The sequence below is a fragment of the Pseudolactococcus hodotermopsidis genome (genome assembly GCF_011170085.1).
GTDB lineage: Bacteria > Bacillota > Bacilli > Lactobacillales > Streptococcaceae > Pseudolactococcus > Pseudolactococcus hodotermopsidis.
In genome coordinates, this window is the sequence record NZ_BLLI01000115.1 from 1 (window position 1) to 2,476 (window position 2,476).

The following is a 2,476-nucleotide window of genomic DNA, read 5'->3' on the forward strand; positions in this document are numbered from 1 at the left end:
ATGCTTTTGCGGGAGCAGATGATGGTCAATCAATTTTTAATACGCTGGGTAAAAATTCAGATGTCGTGACTAAGAATGATGTTCAGAAGAATTTCAATAAGGTTGTGGGTGAATCGAATGGTGTTGGAAATTTTAAACCTAAAAAGGTAATATTAGATTCAGGAGAGGTTGCCTATGAATCTGTAAATGGCGAACTTGTACGTTCTTCCAAATATCTTAAACCCGATGGTACAATCAAATGGCCTGAAGCAGATGGATTTGTAGTGGATAAGGCAGGAAATCCAATTAAATTTGATGCGAATTTGAAAAAAGGTCAAATCATTGATAGATATGGAGATTCAGGTGGTCGATTTACTAGTCCAGTTGAAAATGGTAAACCATTGAATTATGATTCTAGAGGATTACCTTATCCTGAAAGTTCGCAAACTTATCACCAATATGAGATTGTGAAAGATATTAATATGAAAACAGTTCAAGAGGCTTATGACAACCTTCCAGAGTTTGATAAAAAGTTATTTGATAAAGCTATGGATGAATATGATTTTAGTATAGAGAAAATGGCAAATCCACAAAAAGGTAAAATTTCTGAGGTGTTTGGTTCAGGTGGTGGTACTCAGTTTCAGTTGGGAACGACTGTTAGTTGGTATGAAAAATTAGGTTTATTGAAGGAGATACATTAATGAGTAACGAAATTCTTGAAAATCAAAAATTAGAATTAGAAGAAGAAATTAAAAAATTAGGATATGGCTCTCTTAGATATTCATTGCTAAAAATCCCAGCTCAAAATCGAAATGAATGGCAAAGAAGAATTGACTATGAAAACGGAAAATATTTCGTATATCTTCTAGCAGATAGAGAAAGCTTAATGGGCAGTAAAAAAGAGTTTAATAATTTTGAAGAGGCAAAAAAAGAGTTTTTAGCTAGACTTGAAGGAACGGTTGAGCTTAATCGTATGTATATACAGGCAAAAATGCCTGTTGAATACTCCTCTCCGCTCTGGGATAATTATAATTAAAAAAGATGGAAGATGATAAGCTAGTTCAACAATTTCAAAAGTTAGAAGAATATAAAGAAATAATTGAACAAGATATTGAATTATTGAAATATCAAGATGTTAGATATTCTATATTTGCAGGTGAGAATAATAATAGACAAGATTATCAGTTGAGAATTGAAAGGGTAGAAGAACACTTTGAAGTCTTTATGACAGCGGATAGAGCTGGAATTATGGGCAAATATAAATTTGATGATTTTTTACCTGCATATAATAAATTTATGTCTATACTTCAGAGTATTGTGCTAAGTAATCGTCGTAGTGTTAAAGACGGAGAAAAACCGGAATACTCATCTCCGTTATGGAACAAATAGTCAATCAATTTTGGGATATGGAGGAAGACAATGATACCAGCATATCATGGCGATATTGTTGAGGGAATAAAGGGACAAAACAAAATCACATGGTATGTTTCGAGTAGAAATGATTGGTACAAACATAAACAATCCCCCAAAGTCAAGTCAGAATTTTTGAAAGATTTGTCTCAGGATGTTGAAAGATTGACAGAAGCAGGAGATATAAAAGCCTTGTCTATGGGACAACCCCTAGGGCAATTTTGAGAATGGCAAGTATATCATCAGTTACCATTAGATGACAGTGGTACTAACGATTTCAGTAATCTTGTTTTAATAAAAAAAAACGAACCTTATCAAAAAGTAATCACAAATTATAAAACTGTAATTAAAAAAGGTTTGGGAATAGGAGAAGAAAGAATAGTTGATTGGCACATGATAGAAGCGCCTATTTACCCTACCAAAACTTTGAAAGGTGGTAAGTGGACGATACACCCACCACCTAGGAAATCGAATTTCCAAGGTGGTGGAGGAGATGAATATATGGTTGAGAAAAAGAATATTGCTGCAATTTGGTTAGGAAATTTTACGAGTGTAGAAAGTTTTAGAGAGTTTTTAGAACCTGATTATGATTTAGAAGATGACGAAGCACTTGAAGCTATATACTCTCCTTTTAGAATAGCGTTTAAAATGTTCGATTCATATGATGATGACTTCGTAGATAAGGTAGTTTCTGATGATAAGATGAGTGAGCTGAGTATATCAAAGCTTTTGGGAGACATAGAGTTTCTTAAAGGGAAAGAATTTCCAAAGGATAATCCACAGTATAATTGTGCATATGTAATTTTTGATTACGAGTATGACGAACAGATTGAGTCTTATTTTTCAAAAGAAGGAAATGAATTTGTATTTTATAAAAATATAGAGTGTGACACTTCAGTTGATTTGAGTTGGATGGGACTTTAATTTTGAGTTTACTATAATTAGTAAACTTGCTTGAGAAAAGAATTTGACAATCTTGGTGTGTCAATCAAGGTTCAAGATGAGGAGGCAGCGCAATGAGTGTCACAGAATTTTATGCGGATGAGTGGCAGGCTCAATCTCCAGGTTTAGCCACAGGACTGGGCAA

General features: G+C 33.6%; 5 protein-coding genes. All 5 read left to right on the forward strand.

Features of this window, described 5'->3' with window-relative positions:
- Window positions 1–680: TNT domain-containing protein (locus tag Hs30E_RS10770; protein ID WP_228462054.1), on the forward strand; the 680-nt coding region annotated here is incomplete at its 5' end.
- Complete coding sequence (locus tag Hs30E_RS10775; protein ID WP_172209934.1) at window positions 680–1,015, forward strand: Imm59 family immunity protein; 336 nt, start codon at window positions 680–682, stop codon at window positions 1,013–1,015. The genes Hs30E_RS10770 and Hs30E_RS10775, both read left to right, overlap by 1 nt.
- A gap of 5 nt (window positions 1,016–1,020) precedes the next feature.
- Complete coding sequence (locus Hs30E_RS10780; protein ID WP_172209935.1) at window positions 1,021–1,368, forward strand: Imm59 family immunity protein; 348 nt, start codon at window positions 1,021–1,023, stop codon at window positions 1,366–1,368.
- A gap of 30 nt (window positions 1,369–1,398) precedes the next feature.
- Window positions 1,399–1,614 (forward strand): hypothetical protein, encoded by a 216-nt coding sequence (locus Hs30E_RS10785; RefSeq protein WP_172209936.1) that lies wholly within the window; start codon window positions 1,399–1,401, stop codon window positions 1,612–1,614.
- A gap of 132 nt (window positions 1,615–1,746) precedes the next feature.
- Window positions 1,747–2,313: an immunity 22 family protein gene (locus tag Hs30E_RS10790; RefSeq protein WP_172209937.1), complete on the forward strand. Its 567-nt coding sequence runs from the start codon at window positions 1,747–1,749 to the stop codon at window positions 2,311–2,313.
- The last annotated feature ends 163 nt before the right edge of the window (window positions 2,314–2,476 follow it).